The organism is Clavibacter phaseoli (assembly GCF_021922925.1).
GTDB lineage: Bacteria > Actinomycetota > Actinomycetes > Actinomycetales > Microbacteriaceae > Clavibacter > Clavibacter phaseoli.
This window is the reverse complement of record NZ_CP040786.1, coordinates 1,272,764-1,293,711: the sequence shown is the minus strand read 5'-3', so window position 1 is coordinate 1,293,711 and position 20,948 is coordinate 1,272,764. Positions and strand designations below refer to the sequence as shown.

Below are 20,948 nucleotides of genomic sequence, written 5' to 3'. Positions count from 1 at the left end.
CGGCGGGGACGACGAGGGGGACGGCCGCGTGCGCGACCGTCCCCCTCGGGTGGAGCCGTGGTGCCTACTCGGCGTCCTTCGCCTGCGCCCGGAGCGCCCGCTCCACGCCCGACAGCAGCTCGCTGACGAGGCGGCGGAGCGCCGGCGGCTCGGGGTTCGCGTCGAGCCAGGCGACGGTCGCGTCGCGCAGCGCCGCGTCGGCGAGCGGCGACGGGTAGAAGCCGCCGATGAGCGCGGCGGCGATTGCGTAGCTTCGCGACTCCCACACGCCCTGCAGGGCGTCGAAGTACGCGCCCACGTAGGGACGCAGCAGCTCGGTGTCCGCCGCGCGCCGGAAGCCGAGGCCCGTGGTGCGCACGATCGTGTTCGGCTCGGTGTCGGCCTCCCACACGGACGCCCATGCCGCCTGCTTGCCCTCCGCCGTGGGGAGCGCCGCGCGGGCCTGGGCCGCGGACTGCGCGCCCGTCGCCGTGCGGTCGGCCGCGAGGGCCTGGTCGATCTCGGCGGTGCCGGCGCGACCGCCCGCGACGAGCGCGGTCAGGAGCTCCCAGCGGAGGTCCGCGTCGATCTCGACGCCCTCGAGCGTCTCGGTGCCGTCGAGCAGCGCCTGCACGTGATCCAGCTGGGCCGCCTCCTGGGCGACCTGCGCGAAGGTGCGCAGGAACTGGAACTGGTTGTCGGATCCGGGCGCCGCCTGCGCCGTGAGCGCCCACAGCTCCGACGCGACCGTCGCGAGCAGCTCGTCGCGGTGGTCGGGCGCCGAGTACGTGGTGGCGGCGACGGTCAGCTGCGCGAGCGCGTAGCGGAGGGCCGTCGACTCGTCCTCGGTCGCCACGTTGTCGAGCACGAGGCGCGCGTAGTCGCGGGCGCGGATCTCGCCGTCGCGCGTGGCGTCCCACACCGAGGCGAAGACGAGCGAGCGGGCGAGCGAGTCCTCGAACGCGGCGAGGTGGCGCATCGCGACCTCGAGCGACGCGGCATCCAGGCGGACCTTCGAGTAGGTGAGGTCGTCGTCGTTCAGCAGCACGAGCGCGGGGCGCTGGCGGCCGACGAGCTCGGCGACCTCGGTGCGGTCGCCGTCGACGTCGAGCTCGAACCGGTCGGTGCGGACGAGGTGCGCGTCGCGCAGCTCGTAGAAGCCGATCGCCAGGCGGTGCGGGCGGAGCGTCGGGTAGTCCTCGGCGGCCTCCTGCAGCACGGCGAACGACGTGATGACGCCGTCCTCGTCGGTCGCGATCTCGGGACGCAGCGTGTTGACGCCCGAGGTCTTCAGCCACAGGTCGGTCCAGCGCTCGAGGTCGCGGCCGCTCGTGCCCTCGAGCTCCGTGGTGAAGTCGCGGAGCGTCGAGTTGCCGAACGCGTGGCGCTGGAAGTACGCGGCCACGCCCGCGAGGAACTCGTCCTGGCCGACGTAGGCGACGAGCTGGCGGAGGACCGACGCGCCCTTGGCGTACGTGATGCCGTCGAAGTTGACCTGCACGTCCTCCAGGTCATTGATGGTCGCGTAGACGGGGTGCGTGCTCGGCAGCTGGTCCTGGTTGTAGGCCCAGGACTTCTCACCGGCGTTGAACGTGGTCCAGGCGCCCGTCCACTCGGTGCCCTCGGCCGTGGCCAGGGTCGAGATGTAGGTCGCGAAGGACTCGTTGAGCCACAGGTCGTCCCACCACTTCATGGTGACCAGGTCGCCGAACCACATGTGCGCGAGCTCGTGCAGGATCGTCGTGACCCGGCGCTCCTTCACCGCGTCGGTGACCTTGGAGCGGAAGACGTAGCTCTCCACGAACGTGACGGCGCCCGCGTTCTCCATCGCGCCGGCGTTGAACTCCGGGACGAAGAGCTGGTCGTACTTCGGGAACGGGTACGGGTACGCGAAGCGCTCCTCGTAGAACGCGAAGCCCTCGCGGGTCTTCTCGAACACGTAGTCGGCGTCGAGGTGGTCCATCAGCGACTTGCGGGCGAAGACGCCGAGCGGGATCGTGCGACCGTCGCTCGAGGTGAGCTCGCTGCGGACGACGCCGTAGGGGCCCGCGATGAGCGCCGTGATGTAGCTCGACATGCGGAGCGTCGGCTCGAAGGTCCACGTGGAGGCGCCGTCGGCGGCGGCCGTGGGCTCGGGCGTGGGGGAGTTGGAGACGACCTCCCAGTGCGACGGCGCGGTGACCGTGAAGCGGAAGACCGCCTTGAGGTCGGGCTGCTCGAACACCGCGAACATGCGGCGGGAGTCCGGCACCTCGAACTGGGAATAGAGGTAGACCTCGTCGTCGACGGGATCCACGAAGCGGTGCAGCCCCTCGCCCGTGTTCGTGTACATGGCGTCGGCGACGACCGTCAGCTCGTTCTCCTGCGCGAGGTCGTCGAGGCGGATGCGCACGCCGTCGCTCACGTCGGCCGGGTCGAGCTCGCGGCCGTTCAGCGTGACCGCGTGCACCGTGCGGGTGATCGCGTCGATGAACGTGGACGCGCCCGCCGTGGCGGTGAAGCGCACGGTCGTGGTGGATCCGAACACCTCCGCGCCCCGCGTGAGGTCGAGCGCGACGTCGTACTCGGAGACGGCCAGCAGCGCGGCGCGCTCCTCGGCCTCGACGCGGGTGAGGTTCTCTCCTGGCATGGTGCTCCTGCTCGTCCGTGAGGTGGGTGGGCCGTGCGGCGGACGCGCCTCGCGTGGCGGCGCACCGGGCGGTCGAGGACCGCGGGTGCGCAGGCGGAGCGGCGCCGCTTTCGGAGCCGATCCTATTGCGTCCGCTGACCTAGGCTTGGGGGATGTCCGACGTTCAGAGCACTGCCCGCACCACCGCCGTCGAGTTCTGGTTCGACCCGTCCTGCCCCTGGGCGTGGATGACCTCCCGCTGGGTCGACGAGGTCGCCCGCCACCGCGACCTCGACATCACCTGGCGGGTCATGAGCCTCGCCGTCCTCAACGAGGACAAGGCCGACGACCCGAACTTCGCCGCCTTCCTCCCGCGCGCGCTCCGGTTCACGCGCCTCGTCGCCGCGGTCGAGGCCGAGCACGGCGCCGAGCACGTCAAGCCGCTGTATGACGCCCTCGGCACGCGGATCCACCTCCGCGACCAGAAGGACGCCGACGTCGTGATCCCCGAGGTGCTCGCCGAGCTCGGCCTCCCCGCTGGGCTCGCCGAGACGAGCCGCACCGACCGCTACGACGAGCCGATGCGCGCCAGCCACTTCGACGGCATCGAGCGCGTCGGCCAGGACGTCGGCACGCCCGTCATCGCGGTGGACGGCGTCGCCTTCTTCGGTCCCGTCATCTCGCCCGCTCCGAAGGGCGAGGAGGCCGTCAAGCTGTGGGACGGCGTCGTCGCCGTCGCCGGCTACCCGGGCTTCTTCGAGATCAAGCGCTCGCGCACCGTGGGCCCGATCTTCGACTGACCCTTTCCCGTCGCGCGCGCGGCGGCCGGGCGTCCGCGGATGCCCGGCCGTCGCGCGCCCGGCACCGCCCGCGCCGCGGGCACGACGCCGCCTGCGCGGCAGGAGGAGTGCACGATGCGCATCCACATCGCGACCGACCACGCGGGCCTCGACTTCTCGAGGTTCCTCACCGAGCACCTGACCGAGGCCGGGCACGACGTCGTGGACCACGGGCCCACCTCGTACGACCCCCTCGACGACTACCCGTCGTTCTGCATCCGCGCGGCCCGGGCCGTCGTCGCCGACCAGCGCGACGGCACCACCGCGCTCGGCGTGGTCTTCGGCGGATCCGGCAACGGCGAGCAGATCGCCGCGAACAAGGTCGAGGGCGTGCGCGCTGCGCTCGTCTGGAACCTCTCGACCGCCGTGCTCGCGCGCCAGCACAACGACGCCAACGTGATCTCCATCGGCGCCCGCCAGCACACCGTCGAGGAGGCCACCGCCTTCATCGACGTCTTCATCGCGGAGCCGTTCTCCGCGGAGGAGCGGCACGCGCGCCGCATCGCGCAGCTCGCCGAGTACGAGACGACGGGGGCCATCGCCGGTCACCCCGTCACCGACTAGGCCGCCGTGCCCGAGGGGCATTCGATCCATCGGATCGCGAAGCAGTTCGAGGCGCACTTCGTGGGCGAAGTCGTGCAGGCGTCGTCGCCGCAGGGCCGGTTCGCGGAGGGCGCCGCCGTGCTCGACGGCCGCCGGCTCCTCGCCGCGAAGGCGGTGGGCAAGCAGATGTTCCTCGAGTTCGACGGCGACGTCTGGCTGCGGGTGCACCTCGGCCTCTACGGCGCGTGGGACTTCGCGGGCGAGGTCTCGACGCTCAACCGGATGGGGCAGAACGGCATGCGCGGGGACGTGCCCGTCGACGATCGCGTCGACGACGCGCCGGTCGACTCCGACGCCGAGGACTCGCTCGCCAGCATCGGGGCGCCGCGTCGGGCGCGCCTCCGCATGGCCGAGCAGGAGAAGGTGCACGATCCGTTCTCGGCCGACGCGTGGCCGCCGGAGCCCGTGGGCCAGGTGCGCGTGCGGCTCCTCACCGAGCACGCCGTGGCGGATCTGCGTGGGCCCACCGCGTGCGTCGTCGCGAGCCCCGAGGAGGTGCGGCAGGCCATCGACAAGCTGGGACCGGATCCGCTCGTCGACGGCGGCAAGCGCTCGGAGGACCGCTTCACGGCGACGGTGCGCAGGAAGCCGACGGCCATCGGCCTGCTGCTCATGGACCAGGCCGTGGTCAGCGGGATCGGCAACGTCTACCGCGCGGAGCTGCTGTTCCGCGCCCGGCAGAACCCGCACACGCCGGGACGCGACGTGCCCGAGGACGTCGTCCGCGGGCTCTGGCGGGACTGGTCCAAGCTCCTGCGCAAGGGCGTCGAGGTCGGCCAGATGATGACCATGGACGGCCTGCGCGGCAAGAGGCTCGAGGCCGCGCTCCGCAACCGCGCGGACCGGCACTGGGTCTACCACCGCGAGGGGCTGCCGTGCCGGGTGTGCGGCACGAACATCGTCATGGAGGAGGCCGCCGGCCGGAAGCTGTACTGGTGCCCGTACTGCCAGGCGTGACGCGCTCCTGGGGCTGACCCGGCGCATGCACGACGAAGGGGCCCGGATCCGATCGGATCCGGGCCCCTCGACCGTCGCGGCGGGTGCTGCGGGCGGCGCTACTCGCTGATGTGGGCGAAGAGGAACCAGCGGTCCTTCTCGAGCCCGCGGGCGATCTCGATGGCGACGTCCTGGCTGTTGACGTCGATGTCGCCCAGCTCCTGGACGGCGCGGTTGACGAGCTCCATCGTCGCGTCGATCTGCGCGATGACCTCGGCGATGGTGGCGCTCGACGGGCGGAAGCCCGGCGTGAGCGGCGCGGTGGTGGTGGACGCGGCGACGGTCTCGATGCGCGCGTCGATCGGCAGGCCGAGGGCGACGACGCGCTCGGCGGCGGTGTCAGCCCAGTCCTGCGCGTGGGAGACGAGGACGTCGAGGAACTCGTGCACGCCGATGAAGTTGGCGCCGCGGACGTGCCAGTGCGCCTGCTTGCCGTTGACGGCCAGCGCCTGGAGGTTGACGGCGACGGGGCTGAGGAACTGCGCGACGCCGGCGGCGACGTCGGCCGATGCGGAGCTGGTGGGGACGTGGACGGTGTCGGTCATGGGTTCTCTCCTCGAGCGGCGGGACGGGTCTGCGGGCTGCGGACGATGCCGTCAATCTCGCGCATCCCGCCGCCGCCCGCAAGCAAGCTGAGGCATGGCTTACCGGGTCGCGGCCCGGCTCAGGACGCGGATCCGAGCCGCGTCAGCGCAGCGCGGACACGCGTGCCGCCACCTCCTTCACGTCCCGGATGCGCCGCTCGTAGCGAGCCGCGACCGCGATCAGGACGACGCCGCCGATGCCCGCCCACGCCCACCAGGGCACGGTCGTGGAGGCGACGCGGATCCAGGGCCAGAGCTGGGCGAGCGCGTGCACGAGCAGGACGACGGCACCGACGAGGAAGGGCGCGCGGAGCTTGAGGCGCGCTCCCGCGAGCAGCGTCGCGAGCGCGAGTATCCCGAGGCCCACGATGCGCCAGGCGGGGCTCGGGCCGAGGTCCGCGAGCAGCGGGGGGACGAGCAGGACGAGGAGCCCGGGAGCCAGGTGCCGCATGCTGCCCGACGTCGCGTCGCGGATGAGGCGTCGCGCGCCGACCACGAGGAGCGCCGCGGCGATCGGCACGGTCACGGTCTCCACGGGATCGGCGGCGCCCGTGACGAACAGGACCGCCGCGACGACCCCGCCGACGACGAGCGCCGCGGGCGCGAGCACGCGGTCGTGCAGCGGGGGAGCGACGAGGGGGCTCCCCGAGGTGTCGGCTGCCGTCGTGACCTGCCGCGCGGGGGAGCAGGCGACGTGGATCGCCGCGATCAGGGCGACCAGGAGCGCGGAGCGCGGGCCGACGTCGTGCATCCCCTCGGCGTGGGCGCGCAGGATCCCGGTGGCCCCCACCGCCCCGGCGCCGATCAGCGCGACCAGCACGGCGGCGCGGGGCACGAGGCGGAGCACGGCGTCGACGGGGACGCCCGCTGCGAGGGTCGCGTCCACCGCTCCGGCCGTGTGCGCGCCGGGACCGGACGAGCCGTCCTCGGCGACGATGGCCGCGGGAGGAGCTCCCACGCGATCGGCGGGGAGTCGCGTCTCCCGTGCGGGGAGGAGGCCGACGGCGAGCACGAGGACCACGGCGGCCGCGAGCGTCCACAGGTCCGCTCGTCCGAAGGTCGCGGGCTCGTACGCGTCCAGCTGGCCGATGGTCCTCCCGAATCCGACGAGCGGGACGGCGAGCCCGGCCGCCGCCGCGGTGGCGAGGAGGAGGGGCCGCGTCGCCGACGCGACGTCAGCCTGTCGCAGGGCGGCCGCCGCGAGGAGGAGGACGACGCCGGCCGCGGATCCGAGCACGAGCGCCCGCACGGGCGTCCCCGTCCACGACGCGACGGACGTGGGGAGGGCGGCGAGCAGGAGGGCACCGAGCAGGACGGGCGCCGCGCCGGTCGCCCGGACAGGGAGCGGTGACGCCTCGTGGCGGAGGCGGCCGGGGATCCCGCGGTGGATGAGCGCCGCCACCACGAGCATCACGCCGGCCGGGGGCAGGACGTAGGGCTCGACGACGTCCACGCCGCTGCGGCCGAGCGCGAGCCACAGGGCGGCGGAGCCCAGGGCGAGGGCGATCCAGCCGACGTGGCGCCGTAGGCGGGACCCCGATCCGGAGGAGGCGACGAGCACGGCGACCGCCGAGAGGAGCAGGGCGACGGGAAGGCCGGCGCCGTCGACGGCCGTGCCGACCGCGACGGTGCCGGCGACGAGCACGCCCGTGGCCGCGTCGGCGGCGTGCCGCAGCACGTCGTCGACCGGTCCGGACGCGCGTGCGGGGATGGATGCGGGAACGGGGTTCCTGAGACGGTCGGCGGCGCCGACGGCCGCGACCAGGATGGCCACGATCGCCGGCACGGCCAGCGCGGCGGCGTCCACGGAGACGTACCCGCCGCGCCAGGAGAGGAACGCAACGAGCACGGCCCCGAGCAGGGCGATGGCCGCAGACGCGGCGAGAACGCGCCGATGCACGGACCGGATCACGAGCAGCACCCCGGCTCCCGCCACCAGCGCGACGCTGGCGACGAGGGGACGGACGACGCCCTCTCCCGACCCGACGGACGCGGACATCACGGCGGCGACGAGCGCGGTCGTGCCGGCCCAGGCGGCCCCGGCGAGCCGCGCGTCCGCGGGGCTGCGCGCGCCGCGCAGGACGAGCGCGCCGACCCCGACGAGCAGCGCGGCCGTGATCGCCAGCTGCGCGTCGACGGCCGGCTCGCGGGAGACGGATCCGATGGAGAGGCGGAGGGCGTGCGTCCCGCCGACGACCAGGACGCCGATGCCGCCGCCGATCACCACGGCGCGCACGAGCGGACGGACGGGGGAGGGGGCGCGACGCAGCGCCGCGGCGCCGCCCAGGGCGAGGGCCGCGCAGATCCCGGTGAGGAGGGAGGGCCGGAGCACGTCGTCGGGGCGGCCCACGGCGGCCAGGGGCAGGACCGCGATGAGGATCCCCGCGAGGGTCAGCGCGCTGACGCCGCGGCGGACCCGGGGACCGACCGGCGACGCGATCCCGTCTCCGTCGACGCGCACCGCGCCACGGTGCATCAGCGCGGCGACGAGGAGCAGCGCGCCCGCGACGGGCAGCCAGTAGGCCTCCGCCGACGTCGTGCCGCCCGCCAGCAGCCGCGACCACAGCGCCGCGATCCCCGTGGCGAGCGCCGTCCACGCCCAGACCCGGCGTGCGCTCCGGGACAGGAGCAGCCCGTCGTGCGCGACGGAGAGGGCGAGCGCCGTGGCGGCGAGCAGGAGCAGCGGGATCCAGAGGAGCTCGCGCCCCCCGCGCGTCGGATCGAAGGAGACGGCGACGAGCAGGGCCCCGGCAGAGACGCCGACCGTGCCCACGTCGAGGGCGACGCGCAGCGCCCGCGACGCGTTCTGATACGCGAGGAGGGCGGCGACGGCCACGACGAGGGCGACGGCGGCGGGGACGACGCCGTGCGGCGTGGCGCCGCGGTCGGCCAGGGCGCCGGCGGTCAGGACCGCGAGCAGCAGCGTCGGCGCCACGAGGGCGGCCGTCGTGAGCCGCCAGCGACGCAGCGCCGTGGTCCCCGGAGTCCGCGATGCGGCGGCCTCCTCGTCCCCGCGCGGCGCCCGCGCGGGGAGCTCGACGCGTCGTGCGCCGCCGAGGGTCCAGGCCACGAGCCCGGCGACGAGGACCACCTGCGCCGCGATGGACCAGACGGGCGAGGCGGTCAACGCACCGCCGACCCGATCCGCTCCGACGATCGCGACCGGCAGGGCCGTGAGGCACGCCGGGAGGAGGACCGTCGCGAGCAGCGCGCGTCGCCGCACGCCCGGGCGTCCCCGGAGCGCCCCGGTGACGAGGACGACGAGCCCGGATGCCAGCAGCAGGAGCACGAGGGGATCCGCGGCGTCGTCGAGCGCGCTCGTGACGGGCACGGCACCGATCACGCGCGCCGCGGTCAACGACGGCGCGAGGCCTCCCACGGCGACGAGGCCGACGAGCGCGGCCCCTGCCGTGGCGAGGCGCGCGGTGTCGTCGCCGCGCGCGGTGCGGGAACCGACGACGAGGAGCAGGACCACGACGGGCGTGACCGCCCACCACGTCCCGGTGCTCGCCCAGGATCCGGCCCCGGCGAGCCCTCCCGCTGCGACGGAGAGCGCCGCGAGCGGCGCATCGGGCACGACGGCGAGGCGTGGCCTCCGACGCGAGGCGAGCCGCCACGCGAGGGCACCCGCGGACACGACGAGGTACGCGGCGACCACCACGGCGACGGGGCCGAGGGCGGGGATCGCGACGACCACCGCGGCCGCCGCCGACCACGCGAGCAGGGTCCGGCGCGCCGGGAGACGACGGCCCAGGAGGGCGGCGAGGGCGGCGACGATCCAGACCAGGAGCAGTCCGAGCGCCGCCGCGCGGACGTCACCCGGCAGGTCGGCGACGTCGCTCGTCCGGCTGAGGACGATCACCGGGTCGTCGAGCGGCCCCTGCCCCCAGGCGGGGAGGCCGACGACCATGGTGGCCGTGATGCCGCCGAGCCCGGCGATCGCCGCGGGGATCCCCGCGATGACGGCGACGACCAGGGCGGCGTTCGCGGCGATGCGCGTGGTGCCGGCCACGGCGCGGTCGGGCAGGCGGTGGGCTGCCACGTCGAGGACGGCAGCCGCGAACGCCGCTGCGACGACCTGCGCGCAGAACGTGAGGAGCGCCGGCCCGCCCGTGAGCGCCGTGACGGGCACGGCGGCCGCGGCACCTACGCCGGCGACCACGGCCGCGAGGACGCGCAACGGATCCGTCGGTGACGTCGTGGACGCCGACGCCGACGCCGATCCGAGCGCCGACGGGGCTGCGTCGTTCGACTCGTCCGTGCCGCCGACGACGTCGATCGCGCTGACGAGCGCGTCGACATCGCCCTCCGACACGGCGGTGGCGTTCCCCGCACGGGCGAGGTGCGGCTCGTCGTGCGACGCGGGCCGCGCGAGGGCCCAGGCGTGCGCGGCGCTGGCGAGGGCCGCGACGAGGAGGGGGAGCGCCGGGACCGCGTCGGGGTCGACCGCGCTGGCGGCGCCCGCGACGACCGCGGCGGTGGCGGCTGCGACGCCCACCACCCGGAGGATCCGGCGCTCGAGCGCGTCCGGCAGGGCGACCGGGCGCGACCGGGGTGCTGAGTGGACGAGAGCCACGGCCGAGGCTGCCGCGAGGGCGAGCGCCGTGCGTGTGCCGGCGTCCGACGACGGGACGGCGCCGACGAGGAGGCCGGCCGCGACCGTCAGCCCCGCCCAGCCGGCGATGCCCGCCGCGCGGATCCGGAGCAGGGGTCGGAGGGCGAGGAGCGCCGATGAGACGACGAGCGTCCCCACGCCGAAGTGGACGAACGGGTCGTTCGAGGCGGCTCCCGCCAGGTCGTAGGACCGCACGGCCCACACGTCGAGGTGCATCAGGACGATGCCCACCACGCCGACGGCCTCGGCGGTGCCGGGCAGCCGGCGCCGGGAGAGGACCGCCGCCGCGGCCAGCGCGGCCACGGTGACGGCGGCGGTGATCGCCGCCCGGACGACGAGCCCGTAGGTGACGAAGGCGTAGACGACGTAGAAGACCGCGGCGACCGACAGCAGCACGACGCCGATGGCGAGCAGCACGGCCGGGACGCTGATGCGGCGCCGGGGCTCGGCGGGAGCGGGGGGTCGGAGGTCGACCCGGTCCTGCGGCGGCCGCGGCACGTCGGCGCCGCCGGGCACGGCCATGGACGGTGCCGGCGGCGCGGGCGCCTCGGCGACGGGGGCCTCCGTCCGCGGCGCGTCCACGAGCGCCGGGGCGGAGCGCTCCCGGGCCGAGGGCTCCGGAGCGATGGCCGGGGAGGACGCGGCGATCTCGGCCGCGCGGGTGCGTCCCGCCTCCGCGCTCCAGAGCCGCATCGCGTCGAGCAGGCCCTCCCGCTCCGCGATCGCGTCGACGACGCGATGCGACGCCTCGAGCACGTCCGCTGCCTGGGGCGCCCGGACGTCGAGCCCGCAGCGGGCGCAGACGAGCGCGCCCAGCGGCGCGAGGCAGGCGGGGCACAGGTCGGTGCGAAGGAGGTCGTCGGGTCGTGCGGCCCAGGGCGGCGCCCCGATCCGTGATCCCCGTGCGTCGTCCTCGCCCATGCAGCCCCCCGAGCTCGCCCGTTGCGGAAGCTCCCAGGCTATCCACGGAGCAGGACGCTATCCGGCCGACGGGCGGGACTCGTCGGCTCGCCCCGAACGGGGGAGGGGCGGCGCCGTGACCGGGCTGGGGAGGACGATCCATGCCGGACACGCGAGCTGATGAGGAGGATGTGGAGGGGATGACGGGAATCGAACCCGCGTGATCAGTTTGGAAGACTGAGGCTCTACCATTGAGCTACATCCCCGCGATGCCCGGACCGCCGCCCTCGAGGGGCCGTGCTCCGGATGCGCGGGATCCAGCGTAGCGCAGGCTCCCGTCGCCGGTGACCAGCGGCGGGCACGAGTCGGATAGGCTGTGCCACGGTCGGATCGGCTTCCGCGCGCCTGCACGAAGAGGGGCACGGCGCCCGCTGCGACCGAGGGAATGCGTGGCAGCCGGGGCGTAGCGTAGTGGCTAGCGCGTCCGCTTTGGGAGCGGAAGACCGCAGGTTCGAGTCCTGTCGCCCCGACCACATCCCCGACGACGAAATGCCGTCTCAGCCGAGGCGCGTACCGCGATTACAGGAGAACTCCACACGTGAAGACCACGGTCGAAAAGCTGAGCCCCACGCGCGTCAAGCTCGCGATCTCTGCCACCCCCGAAGACCTGAAGCCGCACATCGACCACGCATACGGCCACATCGCCGAGCAGGTCGCCATCCCCGGCTTCCGCAAGGGCAAGGTGCCGCCGCCCATCATCGACCAGCGCGTCGGCCGCGAGGCCGTGCTGGAGCATGCCGTCAACGACGGCATGGACGGCTTCTACCAGGCTGCCGTCAAGGAGACGGACATCCGTCCCCTCGGCCGCCCCGAGGCCGACGTCAAGGAGTGGCCCGGCAAGGACCTCACCGGCGACCTCCTCCTCGAGATCGAGGTCGACGTCCGCCCCGAGTTCGACCTTCCCGCGTACGAGGGCCTCGAGCTCACCGTGGACTCCGTCGAGGTCACCGACGACGAGGTCGGCACCGAGCTGGACAGCCTGCGCAGCCGCTTCGGCACGCTGATCACGGTCGACCGCCCCGCGAAGACGGGCGACTTCGTCCAGATCGACCTCACCGCCACGATCGCCGGCAACGCCGTCGACACCGCGAGCGGCATCTCCTACGAGCTCGGCTCCGGCGACCTCATCGACGGCATCGACGAGGCCCTCGAGTCCCTCACCGCCGGCGAGAGCACCACCTTCGAGTCGAAGCTGCTCGGCGGCGACAACGAGGGCGAGACGGCCGAGATCGCCGTCACCGTCCAGTCCGTCAAGGAGCGCGAGCTGCCCGAGGCCGACGACGACTTCGCGCAGATCGCCAGCGAGTTCGACACCATCGAGGAGCTGCGCGCGGACCTCAAGGTCCAGGTCGGCAAGTCCAAGGTCTTCGGCCAGGTCACCCAGGCCCGCGACCAGATCGTCGACAAGCTCCTCGAGGGCGTCGAGATCCCCGTGCCCGAGAAGCTCGTCGAGGACGAGGTGCACCGCCACCTCGAGAACGAGAACCGCCTCGAGGACGACGTGCACCGCGCCGAGGTCAAGGAGTCCAGCGAGAAGGCCTTCCGCCAGCAGCTGCTCCTCGACGTCATCGCCGAGAAGGAGGAGCTGAAGGTCAGCCAGGACGAGCTGACCCAGTACCTCATCCAGGGCGCGCAGCAGTACAACATGGAGCCGAACGAGTTCGTCCAGGTGCTGCAGCAGAACAACCAGATCCCCGCCATGGTCGGCGAGGTCGCGCGCAACAAGGCCCTCGCGGTCGTGCTCGACAAGGCGAAGGTCGTGGACGCCGACGGCAAGGTCGTCGACGTGACCGAGTTCACGCAGCCCGTCGTGCGCGACGCGGACGCCGTGTCTGCGGAGCCCGCCGCCGACGCGGACGCCGAGGCCGTCGTGGCCGACGCTCCCGCCGAGGAGGCCGAGGAGGCGCCCGTCGGCGACGAGGCTCCCGCCGAGAAGCCGAAGAAGAAGGCGCCCGCGAAGAAGAAGGCCGCCGAGAAGGCCGCCGACTCCGAGTAGTCACCTCATCCGCCGGTCCCGACCGGCGGAGCGACGAGGGCCCGGGGAGCGCATGCTCCCCGGGCCCTCGTGCGTCCGGCGGCCGCGCTCCGCCCGCGGCGAACACGGGCGTCGGGGCGGATGCGCTCCGATAGATTCATGACTCGAAGCGACGAATGAATGGGAGCTCGAACAATGGCCGAACCGACACTGGTACCCGGTGTTTTTGACCGACTGCTGAAGGACCGCATCATCTGGCTCGGATCCGAGGTCCGCGACGACAACGCGAACGAGATCTGCGCGAAGATCCTGCTGCTGGCGGCGGAGGATTCCGAGAAGGACATCTTCCTGTACATCAACTCGCCCGGCGGTTCCATCACCGCGGGAATGGCCATCTACGACACCATGCAGTTCGTCCCCAACGACATCGTCACCGTCGGCATCGGCATGGCCGCGTCCATGGGCCAGCTGCTGCTCACGAGCGGCACCAAGGGCAAGCGCTACATCACGCCGAACGCGCGCGTGCTGCTCCACCAGCCCCACGGCGGATTCGGCGGCACGTCGAGCGACATCCAGACGCAGGCCCAGCTCATCCTCTCGATGAAGCAGCGCCTCGCCGAGATCACCGCGGGCCAGACCGGCAAGACGGCCGAGCAGATCAACGAGGACGGCGACCGCGACCGCTGGTTCACCGCCCAGGAGGCCCTCGAGTACGGCTTCGTCGACCACATCCGCGAGTCCGCGACCGACGTCGTCGGCGGCGGCGGCACCGAGACCTCCTGAGCGACAGACAGAAGAGACAGGCAGAGAAGAAGAACATGGAACTCCCCACCTTCGGCGGCGCCCGCGGCGCCGGCTCCACCGCCACGAGCCCGTCGTCGCGGTACATCCTCCCCAGCTTCGAGGAGCGCACGGCCTACGGGTACAAGCGCCAGGACCCGTACGCGAAGCTCTTCGAGGACCGCATCATCTTCCTCGGCGTGCAGGTCGACGACGCGTCCGCGGATGACGTCATGGCCCAGCTCCTCGTGCTCGAGTCGATGGACCCCGACCGCGACATCGTCATGTACATCAACTCGCCCGGCGGCTCGTTCACGGCCATGACGGCGATCTACGACACGATGCAGTACGTCTCGCCGCAGATCCAGACGGTCTGCCTCGGCCAGGCGGCCTCGGCCGCGGCCGTGCTGCTCGCGGGCGGCGCGCCCGGCAAGCGCCTGGCGCTCCCCAACGCGCGCGTGCTCATCCACCAGCCGGCCACGGGCGAGTCGAGCGGCGGACAGGCGTCCGACATCGAGATCCAGGCCGCGGAGATCATGCGCATGCGCTCCTGGCTCGAGGACACGCTCGCGAAGCACACCAACCGCGACCGCGACCAGATCAACCGCGACATCGAGCGCGACAAGATCCTGGGCGCCGACGAGGCCCTGGAGTACGGCCTCATCGACCAGGTGCTCACCTCGCGCAAGAACCTGACGGCGGCGATCCCCGCCCGCTAGGCCCGCACGGACGGAAGGGGCGGTCGGCATCAGCCGACCGCCCCTTCGCCGTGTCCACGGAGGATCAGGCGGCGGGCTCCTCCAGCTCGCCGCGCTCGATCGCCTCCCGCTCGAGCTCGCGCACGATGGGCAGCACCCGCGTGCCGAACACCTCGATGTCCTCGAGGTAGTGCAGGAAGCCGAGCAGCAGCAGGTCGACCCCGCGCTTCCGGTACTCGACCATGCGGCGCGCGATCTGCTCCGGCGTGCCGATGAGGCCCGTGCGGAAGCCGTCGTTGTACTGCACGAGGTCGCGGAAGGTCGAGTCCGACCACATGCCCTTGCCGTCGCCGGTGGACGCCCCGGCCTGCTTCACGGCCTGACGGAAGCCCTCGACGGCGTCGGGGTTCGCCTTGGCGATGATCTCCTCGAGCACGTCTTGCGCCTCCCGCTCGGTGTCGCGCGCGATGACGAAGCCGTTGAGGCCGAACTTGACCCGCTGAGTGCGACCGGCGGCGCGGGCCGAGGCGAGCACGTCGGCGCGCTGCTCCTCGAAGCCGGCGTAGTCCTTGCCGTTCGAGAAGTACCAGTCCGTGACGCGGCCGCCCATCTCGCGCGCGTCCGTGCTGTTGCCGCCCATGAAGATCTCCGGGTGCGCGCGGCCGGGCACGGCGACGGGCGGCGGCTTCAGCGTGAAGTCGTGGATCCGGTAGAAGTCGCCCAGGTGCGTGAACTCCCGCTCCGTCCAGAGGCCGCGGAGCACCCGGATGAACTCCTCGGTGCGGCGGTAGCGCTCCCCGTGCTCGAGCCACGGCTCGCCGAAGCCGACGAACTCGTCCTTCAGCCAGCCGGAGACGACGTTGACGGCGGCGCGGCCGTGCGACATGTGGTCGGCCGTGATGATCCACTTGGCGAGCACGCCCGGGTGCCAGAGCCCCGGGTGCACGGCGGCGATCACCTTGAGCCTCTCCGTCGCGAGCAGGAGGCCGAGCGAGAACGACGTGGACTCGTGCTGCTGGTCGGCGCCGTAGGACGCGGCGTACCGCACCTGGCTCAGCGCGTAGTCGAAGCCACGCCTCTCGGCGAGCTGCGCGACGCGGACGTTGAAGTCGAAGTCGAAGTGGGTGCGCTGCTCGATGTCGCTCGTCACGAGGCCGCCCGAGACGTTGGGGACCCAGTAGGCGAAGGACAGCGCGTCGGGGGATGCGGTGGCGGTGTTCTCGGTCATGCGGACATGGTGGGGGCGTGCCCTGGGGCGCACCCCCTGTGTTGCGCCGTGTGACGGCCACCGCGCGGATCATGGCACGCGACGGGCCGTGCTCCCAGGGGTCCGGGGGATGTCTCATGCACGGGTTAGGCTCGTGGAACACCGCACGACTTCCGGGGAGGCTTCCATGGCACGCATCGGCGAGAGCGCGGATCTGCTCAAGTGCTCCTTCTGCGGGAAGAGCCAGAAGCAGGTCCAGCAGCTGATCGCGGGACCGGGCGTCTACATCTGCGACGAGTGCGTGGAGCTCTGCAACGAGATCATCGAGGAGCGCCTGGCCGAGGCCAGCGAGGAGACCACGGGCGAGTTCGACCTCCCCAAGCCGAAGGAGATCTTCGGCTTCCTCGACGAGTACGTCATCGGCCAGGAGGCCGCCAAGCGCGCCCTGTCCGTCGCGGTCTACAACCACTACAAGCGCGTCCGCGCCGTCGGCACCATCGGGCCGGCCGAGACCGTGGGCGACGAGATCGAGATCGCCAAGAGCAACATCCTCCTCATCGGCCCCACCGGCTGCGGCAAGACGTACCTCGCGCAGACGCTGGCGAAGCGCCTGAACGTGCCTTTCGCGGTCGCGGACGCGACCGCCCTCACCGAGGCGGGCTACGTGGGCGAGGACGTCGAGAACATCCTCCTGAAGCTCATCCAGGCCGCGGACTACGACGTGAAGCGCGCCGAGACCGGGATCATCTACATCGACGAGGTCGACAAGATCGCGCGCAAGGCGGAGAACCCGAGCATCACGCGCGACGTGTCGGGCGAGGGCGTGCAGCAGGCGCTGCTGAAGATCCTCGAGGGCACGGTCGCCTCGGTCCCGCCGCAGGGCGGCCGCAAGCACCCGCACCAGGAGTTCATCCAGGTCGACACGACCAACGTGCTCTTCATCGTCGCGGGCGCCTTCGCCGGGCTCGAGGACATCATCAGCCAGCGCGCGGGCAAGAAGGGCATCGGCTTTGGCGCCCCGCTCCACCGCAAGGACGTCAACGCCGACGTGTTCGGCGAGGTGCTGCCGGAGGACCTGCACAAGTTCGGCCTCATCCCGGAGTTCATCGGGCGCCTCCCCGTCGTCACCACGGTGACGCAGCTCGACCAGCGCGCGCTCATGGAGATCCTCACCAAGCCGCGCAACGCGCTCGTGCGCCAGTACCAGCGCATGTTCGAGCTCGACGGCGTGGAGCTGGAGTTCGAGCAGGGCGCCCTGGAGTCCATCGCCGACCTCGCCGTCCTGCGCCAGACGGGCGCACGCGGCCTCCGGGCCATCCTCGAGGAGGTGCTCGGGCCGATCATGTTCGACATCCCCTCGGACGACGAGGTGGGTCGCGTGGTCATCACGCGCGAGTCGGTCGTGCAGAATGCCGCGCCGACCATCGTGCCGCGCGCCTCGATGCTGCGCGCGGAGAAGTCCGCCTGATCCGGCCGGCCCGCCGACCGGCCGCCGCACGACGAGAGCGCCGCACCCCCTGAGGGGCGCGGCGCTCTCGTCATCCGCGGCGTGGGATCAGTCGGCGAGGCCCCGGCGCTCGAGGAGCGGCTCGATCACGGCGTCGCGGCCGCGGAAGTCGCGGTACGCCTCCAGCGGGTCCTTCGATCCGCCGACGCCGAGGAGCCGCGCGCGGAACCGGTCGCCGTTCGCCCGCGTGAGGCCGCCGTTCTCGTGGAACCACTCGACGGTGTCGGCGTCCAGCACCTCGCTCCAGATGTAGGAGTAGTAGCCGGCGTCGTAGCCGCCCGCGAAGGTGTGCTGGAAGTAGCTCGACGCGTAGCGGGGGAGGACGGCCGGCACGTCGAGGCCGACGGCGGCGAGCGCGTCCGCTTGGAACGCGTCGACGTCCTCGACGCGGTCGTCGACGCCGATCCGGTGCCAGGCCTGGTCGAGGAGCGCGGCGCCCAGATACTCGCTCGTGAGGAAGCCCTCGTTGAACGCGCTGGACGCCTGGACCGCGGCGACGAGCTCGGCGGGCATCGGCTCGCCCGTCTCGTGGTGCACGGCGTAGGAGCCGAGGATCTCGGGCCACAGCATCCACATCTCGTTCACCTGGCTGGGGAACTCGACGAAGTCGCGGAAGACGTTCGTGCCGGCGAACCGCGGGTAGGTCACGCGCGCGAAGAGCCCGTGCAGCGCGTGGCCGAACTCGTGGAACAGGGTGTTCGTCTCGTCGTAGCTGAGGAGCGTGGGCTGGCCGGCGGGCGGCTTCGGCACGTTGAGGTTGTTGAGCACGACCGTGGGCGTGTCGAGCAGTGCGCTCTGCGAGATGAGCGGGTTCATCCACGCGCCGCCGCGCTTCGAGTCGCGCGTGTGCAGGTCGAGCACGTAGAGGCCCACGGGGGATCCGTCCTCGTCGCGCACCTCGAAGACGCGCGCGTCGCGGTGGTAGGCGACGATGTCGTCGCGCTCCGTGAAGGTGACGCCGTAGAGCTCCGTGGCCGCCCGGAAGACCCCGTCGCGCAGCACGCGGTCGGCCTCGAGGTACGGGCGCATCCGCTCGGTGTCGACGTCGTAGCGCTCGGTGCGCACCTTCTCGCTGTAGAAGGCCCAGTCCCAGGCGGCGAGCTCGAACGACGGCTCACCGCGCTCCTCCTGCGTGCGGTCGATCACGCGCTGCAGCTCGACGGCCTCGGCGCGGGCGTTGCGGGCCGCGGCCGGGGCGAGGCGGCCGAGCATGTCGGCGACGGCCTCGGGCGTGCGGGCCGTCTGGTCGGCGGTGACGGCGGCGGCGTGGCTCGGGAAGCCGAGGAGCGCGGCGCGCTCGGCGCGGAGCCGGGTGATCTCGAGCACGAGCGGGCGGTTGTCGTGGTCGTTCCCGCGGGATCCGCGGGCGAGCGACGCCTCCATGATCCGCTGGCGCAGCCCGCGGTCCGTCAGCTGCGACAGGTAGGGGTGCCCGGTGGGCAGCACGAGCGTGATGAGGTGCTTGCCCTCCAGCCCGCGGTCGGCGGCGGCCTGCGCGGCGGCCGCGATGGCGCCGTCGCCCAGGCCGTCGAGCTCCGCCACGTCGTCGACCACGACGGCGAGGTCGTTGGTGTCCTCGAGCAGGTTCGACTCGAAGCGCGTCGTGAGGACGGACAGGCGGCGGTTGAGGTCGCGGAGCAGGCCCTTGGCGTCGTCGTCGAGCCCGGCGCCGGCGATCGTGAACTCGGCCAGGTAGCGCTCGACGAGGTAGACGGACTCCGCGTGGAGGCCGGAGTCGTGGCGCGCGTCGTGGACGGCGCGGATGCGGGCGTAGAGCGCGGAGTCGAGGCGGATCGCGTCCTCGTGCGCGGCGAGCTCGGGCGCGATCTCCGACTCGAGCTCGCGCGTGAAGGGGGAGCTGTCCGACGAGGTGAGGGTGAAGAAGACGTGGCCGACGCGGTCGAGGATCCGGCCGGACCGCTCGAGCGCGACGAGCGTGTTCTCGAAGGACGGCGGCTCCGTCGACCCCGCGATGGCGCGCACCTCCGCGAGGTGCTCGGCGATGCCGGCCTCGAAGGCGGGACGGAAGTGCTCCTCCCGGATATCGGCGAAGGGGGGCATGCCGTAGGGGAGGGTGCTCGGCTCGAGGAAGGGGTTCGGGGGCGTCGTCATGTTCCGAGCCTAGGCCGGGCGGCGACCTAGGCTCGGGGGGGTGAAGATCGAGCGATACACCCACGGCCACCACGAGAGCGTCCTCCGCGTGCACAGCGCGCGGACCGTCCGGAACTCCGCCGCCTACCTGGAGCCGCACCTGCGTCCGGGCCTGGACGTGCTGGACGTGGGGAGCGGACCCGGGACCATCACGGTCGAGCTCGCCGACCTCGTCGCGCCGGGGCGCGTCGTGGGCCTCGACATGTCGGAGGACGTCGTGCGGCAGGCGTCGGAGCTCGCCGCCGCGCGCGGGACGGCCAACGTCGAGTTCGTCACGGGATCCGTGTACGAGCTGCCGTACGCGGACGCGTCCTTCGACGTCGTGCACGCGCACCAGGTGCTGCAGCACGTCGGCGACCCCGTCCGCGCGCTGGCGGAGATGCGCCGCGTGACCCGTCCCGGCGGCCTGGTGGCGGCGCGCGACGTCATCTACTCGAAGGTCGCGCTGTTCCCCGAGTCGGACGGGCTGCGGCTCTGGGCCGACGTGTACCTGCCCGTGCACCGGGCGAACGGCGGCGAGCCCGACGCGGGATCCCGTCTCAAGGCCTGGGCGCGGGAGGCGGGCTTCACCGAGATCGCGTCGAGCGCGTCGGTGTGGTGCTTCTCCTCCGACGACGAGCGGGCCTGGTGGGGCGGCGCGTGGGCCGACCGCGCGGTGGCGTCCGCGTTCGCGGGCCAGGCGCGCGACGGCGGCTTCGCGACGGACGACGACCTGCAGGCGATCCGCGCCGGCTGGCAGGACTGGGCCGCGGACGACGACGGCTTCCTGGCGATGCCGCACGGGGAGATCCTCGCCCGGCGCTGACCGGGAGCGGTCGCGGCCGCTGCGCTCACGCGGTCGTGGTCGCCTCGCGGAGGCTCCGGATGACGGTCGAGGTCCGGTCGACGTCGCCGTCGAGCCGGCCGTCGTGCGCCTCCAGGGCGTGGCGCACGAAGGCGACGCGGGCGCGCTCCATCGCCGCGAGCATCGCGCTGCCCTCGGGGCCGAGGGTGAGGACGGTCTCCGCGCCGTCCGGCGTCTCGACGACGTATCCCCGGTGGACCATGCTGGCGAGCCCGGGCGTGACGGCGGCGCGGGAGGTCCGGCACCTGCTCATGAGGTCCTGGCGGGTCACCCGGTCGTATCGGGCGATGATGCGCAGGAAGAGCACCTGGAGCCCGGTCAGCGGCTCCCAGACGGGGAGGAGCGCCTCGTGCATGTCGTCGGACAGGGACATCACGGCGTCGGCCAGGATGCGGAGCTCGTCGTCCCCGGGTCGTCCGGTGGACTCGCCCGCGCTGTCAGGGGACGAGACGGGATGGGCGCCGAGGGCGTCGATGTGCATGTGGTCCCCTGTCATGGGCGATGGGTGGCCGCTGTCCGGCCAGCGCACGTCGAGACCGCCCACCGGGGCCGGGCGGGCGCTCGACGGACGCGGGACGGGCGCGGGCTCTGTCGCGCGGAGG

The 20,948-nt window shown here is 73.0% G+C and carries 14 protein-coding genes and 2 tRNA genes; 9 read left to right on the top strand and 7 right to left on the bottom strand.

Annotated elements, in window-relative coordinates:
- Nucleotides 1-64: 64 nt before the first annotated feature.
- Nucleotides 65-2,608 (bottom strand): aminopeptidase N, encoded by a 2,544-nt coding sequence (gene pepN, locus FGI33_RS05995; RefSeq protein ID WP_237582380.1) that lies wholly within the window; start codon nt 2,606-2,608, stop codon nt 65-67.
- A gap of 152 nt (nt 2,609-2,760) precedes the next feature.
- Between pepN and FGI33_RS05990 the strand changes: the two genes are divergently transcribed.
- The 3 genes from FGI33_RS05990 (at nt 2,761) to FGI33_RS05980 (ending at nt 4,986) form a co-directional block, all read left to right on the top strand.
- Nucleotides 2,761-3,387 (top strand): mycothiol-dependent nitroreductase Rv2466c family protein, encoded by a 627-nt coding sequence (locus tag FGI33_RS05990; RefSeq protein ID WP_119435385.1) that lies wholly within the window; start codon nt 2,761-2,763, stop codon nt 3,385-3,387.
- Nucleotides 3,388-3,501: 114 nt separating this feature from the next.
- Nucleotides 3,502-3,990, top strand: a complete 489-nt coding sequence (locus FGI33_RS05985; protein WP_119434843.1) for a ribose-5-phosphate isomerase — start codon at nt 3,502-3,504, stop codon at nt 3,988-3,990.
- Nucleotides 3,991-3,996: 6 nt separating this feature from the next.
- Nucleotides 3,997-4,986 carry an Fpg/Nei family DNA glycosylase gene (locus FGI33_RS05980; RefSeq protein WP_119434842.1) on the top strand — a complete coding sequence of 330 codons (990 nt, stop codon included), beginning with the start codon at nt 3,997-3,999 and terminating at the stop codon, nt 4,984-4,986.
- Between the two features lie 98 nt (nt 4,987-5,084).
- On the opposite strand, the gene FGI33_RS05975 is transcribed toward FGI33_RS05980, so the two are convergent.
- The 3 genes from FGI33_RS05975 to FGI33_RS05965 all read right to left on the bottom strand — a co-directional run bounded on the left by FGI33_RS05975 (nt 5,085) and on the right by FGI33_RS05965 (nt 11,390).
- Entirely contained in the window at nt 5,085-5,570 is a 486-nt protein-coding gene (locus FGI33_RS05975) for a Dps family protein (protein ID WP_086520391.1), read from the bottom strand.
- 142 nt (nt 5,571-5,712) lie between these two features.
- Nucleotides 5,713-11,145: an SCO7613 C-terminal domain-containing membrane protein gene (locus FGI33_RS05970; RefSeq protein ID WP_237582379.1), complete on the bottom strand. Its 5,433-nt coding sequence runs from the start codon at nt 11,143-11,145 to the stop codon at nt 5,713-5,715.
- Nucleotides 11,146-11,316: 171 nt separating this feature from the next.
- A tRNA-Gly gene (locus tag FGI33_RS05965) sits at nt 11,317-11,390 on the bottom strand.
- A gap of 191 nt (nt 11,391-11,581) precedes the next feature.
- Here FGI33_RS05965 and FGI33_RS05960 point away from each other — a divergent pair.
- The 4 genes from FGI33_RS05960 to FGI33_RS05945 all read left to right on the top strand — a co-directional run bounded on the left by FGI33_RS05960 (nt 11,582) and on the right by FGI33_RS05945 (nt 14,658).
- Nucleotides 11,582-11,657: transfer RNA gene (locus FGI33_RS05960), tRNA-Pro, on the top strand.
- A gap of 65 nt (nt 11,658-11,722) precedes the next feature.
- On the top strand, nt 11,723-13,180 hold the full coding sequence (gene tig / locus FGI33_RS05955; RefSeq protein ID WP_119434182.1) for a trigger factor: 1,458 nt from the start codon (nt 11,723-11,725) through the stop codon (nt 13,178-13,180).
- Between the two features lie 174 nt (nt 13,181-13,354).
- Nucleotides 13,355-13,942: an ATP-dependent Clp protease proteolytic subunit gene (locus FGI33_RS05950; protein ID WP_012038150.1), complete on the top strand. Its 588-nt coding sequence runs from the start codon at nt 13,355-13,357 to the stop codon at nt 13,940-13,942.
- A 35-nt stretch (nt 13,943-13,977) separates the two neighbouring features.
- On the top strand, nt 13,978-14,658 hold the full coding sequence (locus FGI33_RS05945) for an ATP-dependent Clp protease proteolytic subunit (protein WP_012038151.1): 681 nt from the start codon (nt 13,978-13,980) through the stop codon (nt 14,656-14,658).
- Nucleotides 14,659-14,722: 64 nt separating this feature from the next.
- On the opposite strand, the gene sfnG is transcribed toward FGI33_RS05945, so the two are convergent.
- Nucleotides 14,723-15,865 (bottom strand): dimethylsulfone monooxygenase SfnG, encoded by a 1,143-nt coding sequence (sfnG, locus tag FGI33_RS05940; protein WP_119434181.1) that lies wholly within the window; start codon nt 15,863-15,865, stop codon nt 14,723-14,725.
- Nucleotides 15,866-16,031: 166 nt separating this feature from the next.
- Here sfnG and clpX point away from each other — a divergent pair, with 166 nt between their 5' ends.
- On the top strand, nt 16,032-17,312 hold the full coding sequence (gene clpX, locus FGI33_RS05935) for an ATP-dependent Clp protease ATP-binding subunit ClpX (RefSeq protein ID WP_116055230.1): 1,281 nt from the start codon (nt 16,032-16,034) through the stop codon (nt 17,310-17,312).
- Nucleotides 17,313-17,399: 87 nt separating this feature from the next.
- Here the strand turns inward: clpX and FGI33_RS05930 are convergent, their stop codons facing one another.
- The gene (locus tag FGI33_RS05930) at nt 17,400-19,463 is read right to left on the bottom strand and encodes a M3 family metallopeptidase (protein ID WP_119434180.1); all 2,064 of its coding nucleotides are present in this window, start codon (nt 19,461-19,463) and stop codon (nt 17,400-17,402) included.
- A gap of 40 nt (nt 19,464-19,503) precedes the next feature.
- Between FGI33_RS05930 and FGI33_RS05925 the strand changes: the two genes are divergently transcribed.
- Nucleotides 19,504-20,307: a methyltransferase domain-containing protein gene (locus tag FGI33_RS05925; RefSeq protein ID WP_119434179.1), complete on the top strand. Its 804-nt coding sequence runs from the start codon at nt 19,504-19,506 to the stop codon at nt 20,305-20,307.
- 25 nt (nt 20,308-20,332) lie between these two features.
- On the opposite strand, the gene FGI33_RS05920 is transcribed toward FGI33_RS05925, so the two are convergent.
- Nucleotides 20,333-20,827 carry a helix-turn-helix domain-containing protein gene (locus FGI33_RS05920; protein ID WP_119434178.1) on the bottom strand — a complete coding sequence of 165 codons (495 nt, stop codon included), beginning with the start codon at nt 20,825-20,827 and terminating at the stop codon, nt 20,333-20,335.
- Nucleotides 20,828-20,948: the final 121 nt, after the last annotated feature.

Coding starts and splice junctions, on each gene's coding strand:
- pepN (WP_237582380.1), bottom strand. CDS start 2,608: ATGCCAGGAGAGAACCTCACCCGCGTCGAGGCCGAGGAGCGCGCCGCG.
- FGI33_RS05990 (WP_119435385.1), top strand. CDS start 2,761: ATGTCCGACGTTCAGAGCACTGCCCGCACCACCGCCGTCGAGTTCTGG.
- FGI33_RS05985 (WP_119434843.1), top strand. CDS start 3,502: ATGCGCATCCACATCGCGACCGACCACGCGGGCCTCGACTTCTCGAGG.
- FGI33_RS05975 (WP_086520391.1), bottom strand. CDS start 5,570: ATGACCGACACCGTCCACGTCCCCACCAGCTCCGCATCGGCCGACGTC.
- FGI33_RS05970 (WP_237582379.1), bottom strand. CDS start 11,145: ATGGGCGAGGACGACGCACGGGGATCACGGATCGGGGCGCCGCCCTGG.
- FGI33_RS05950 (WP_012038150.1), top strand. CDS start 13,355: ATGGCCGAACCGACACTGGTACCCGGTGTTTTTGACCGACTGCTGAAG.
- FGI33_RS05945 (WP_012038151.1), top strand. CDS start 13,978: ATGGAACTCCCCACCTTCGGCGGCGCCCGCGGCGCCGGCTCCACCGCC.
- sfnG (WP_119434181.1), bottom strand. CDS start 15,865: ATGACCGAGAACACCGCCACCGCATCCCCCGACGCGCTGTCCTTCGCC.
- clpX (WP_116055230.1), top strand. CDS start 16,032: ATGGCACGCATCGGCGAGAGCGCGGATCTGCTCAAGTGCTCCTTCTGC.
- FGI33_RS05930 (WP_119434180.1), bottom strand. CDS start 19,463: ATGACGACGCCCCCGAACCCCTTCCTCGAGCCGAGCACCCTCCCCTAC.
- FGI33_RS05920 (WP_119434178.1), bottom strand. CDS start 20,827: ATGCACATCGACGCCCTCGGCGCCCATCCCGTCTCGTCCCCTGACAGC.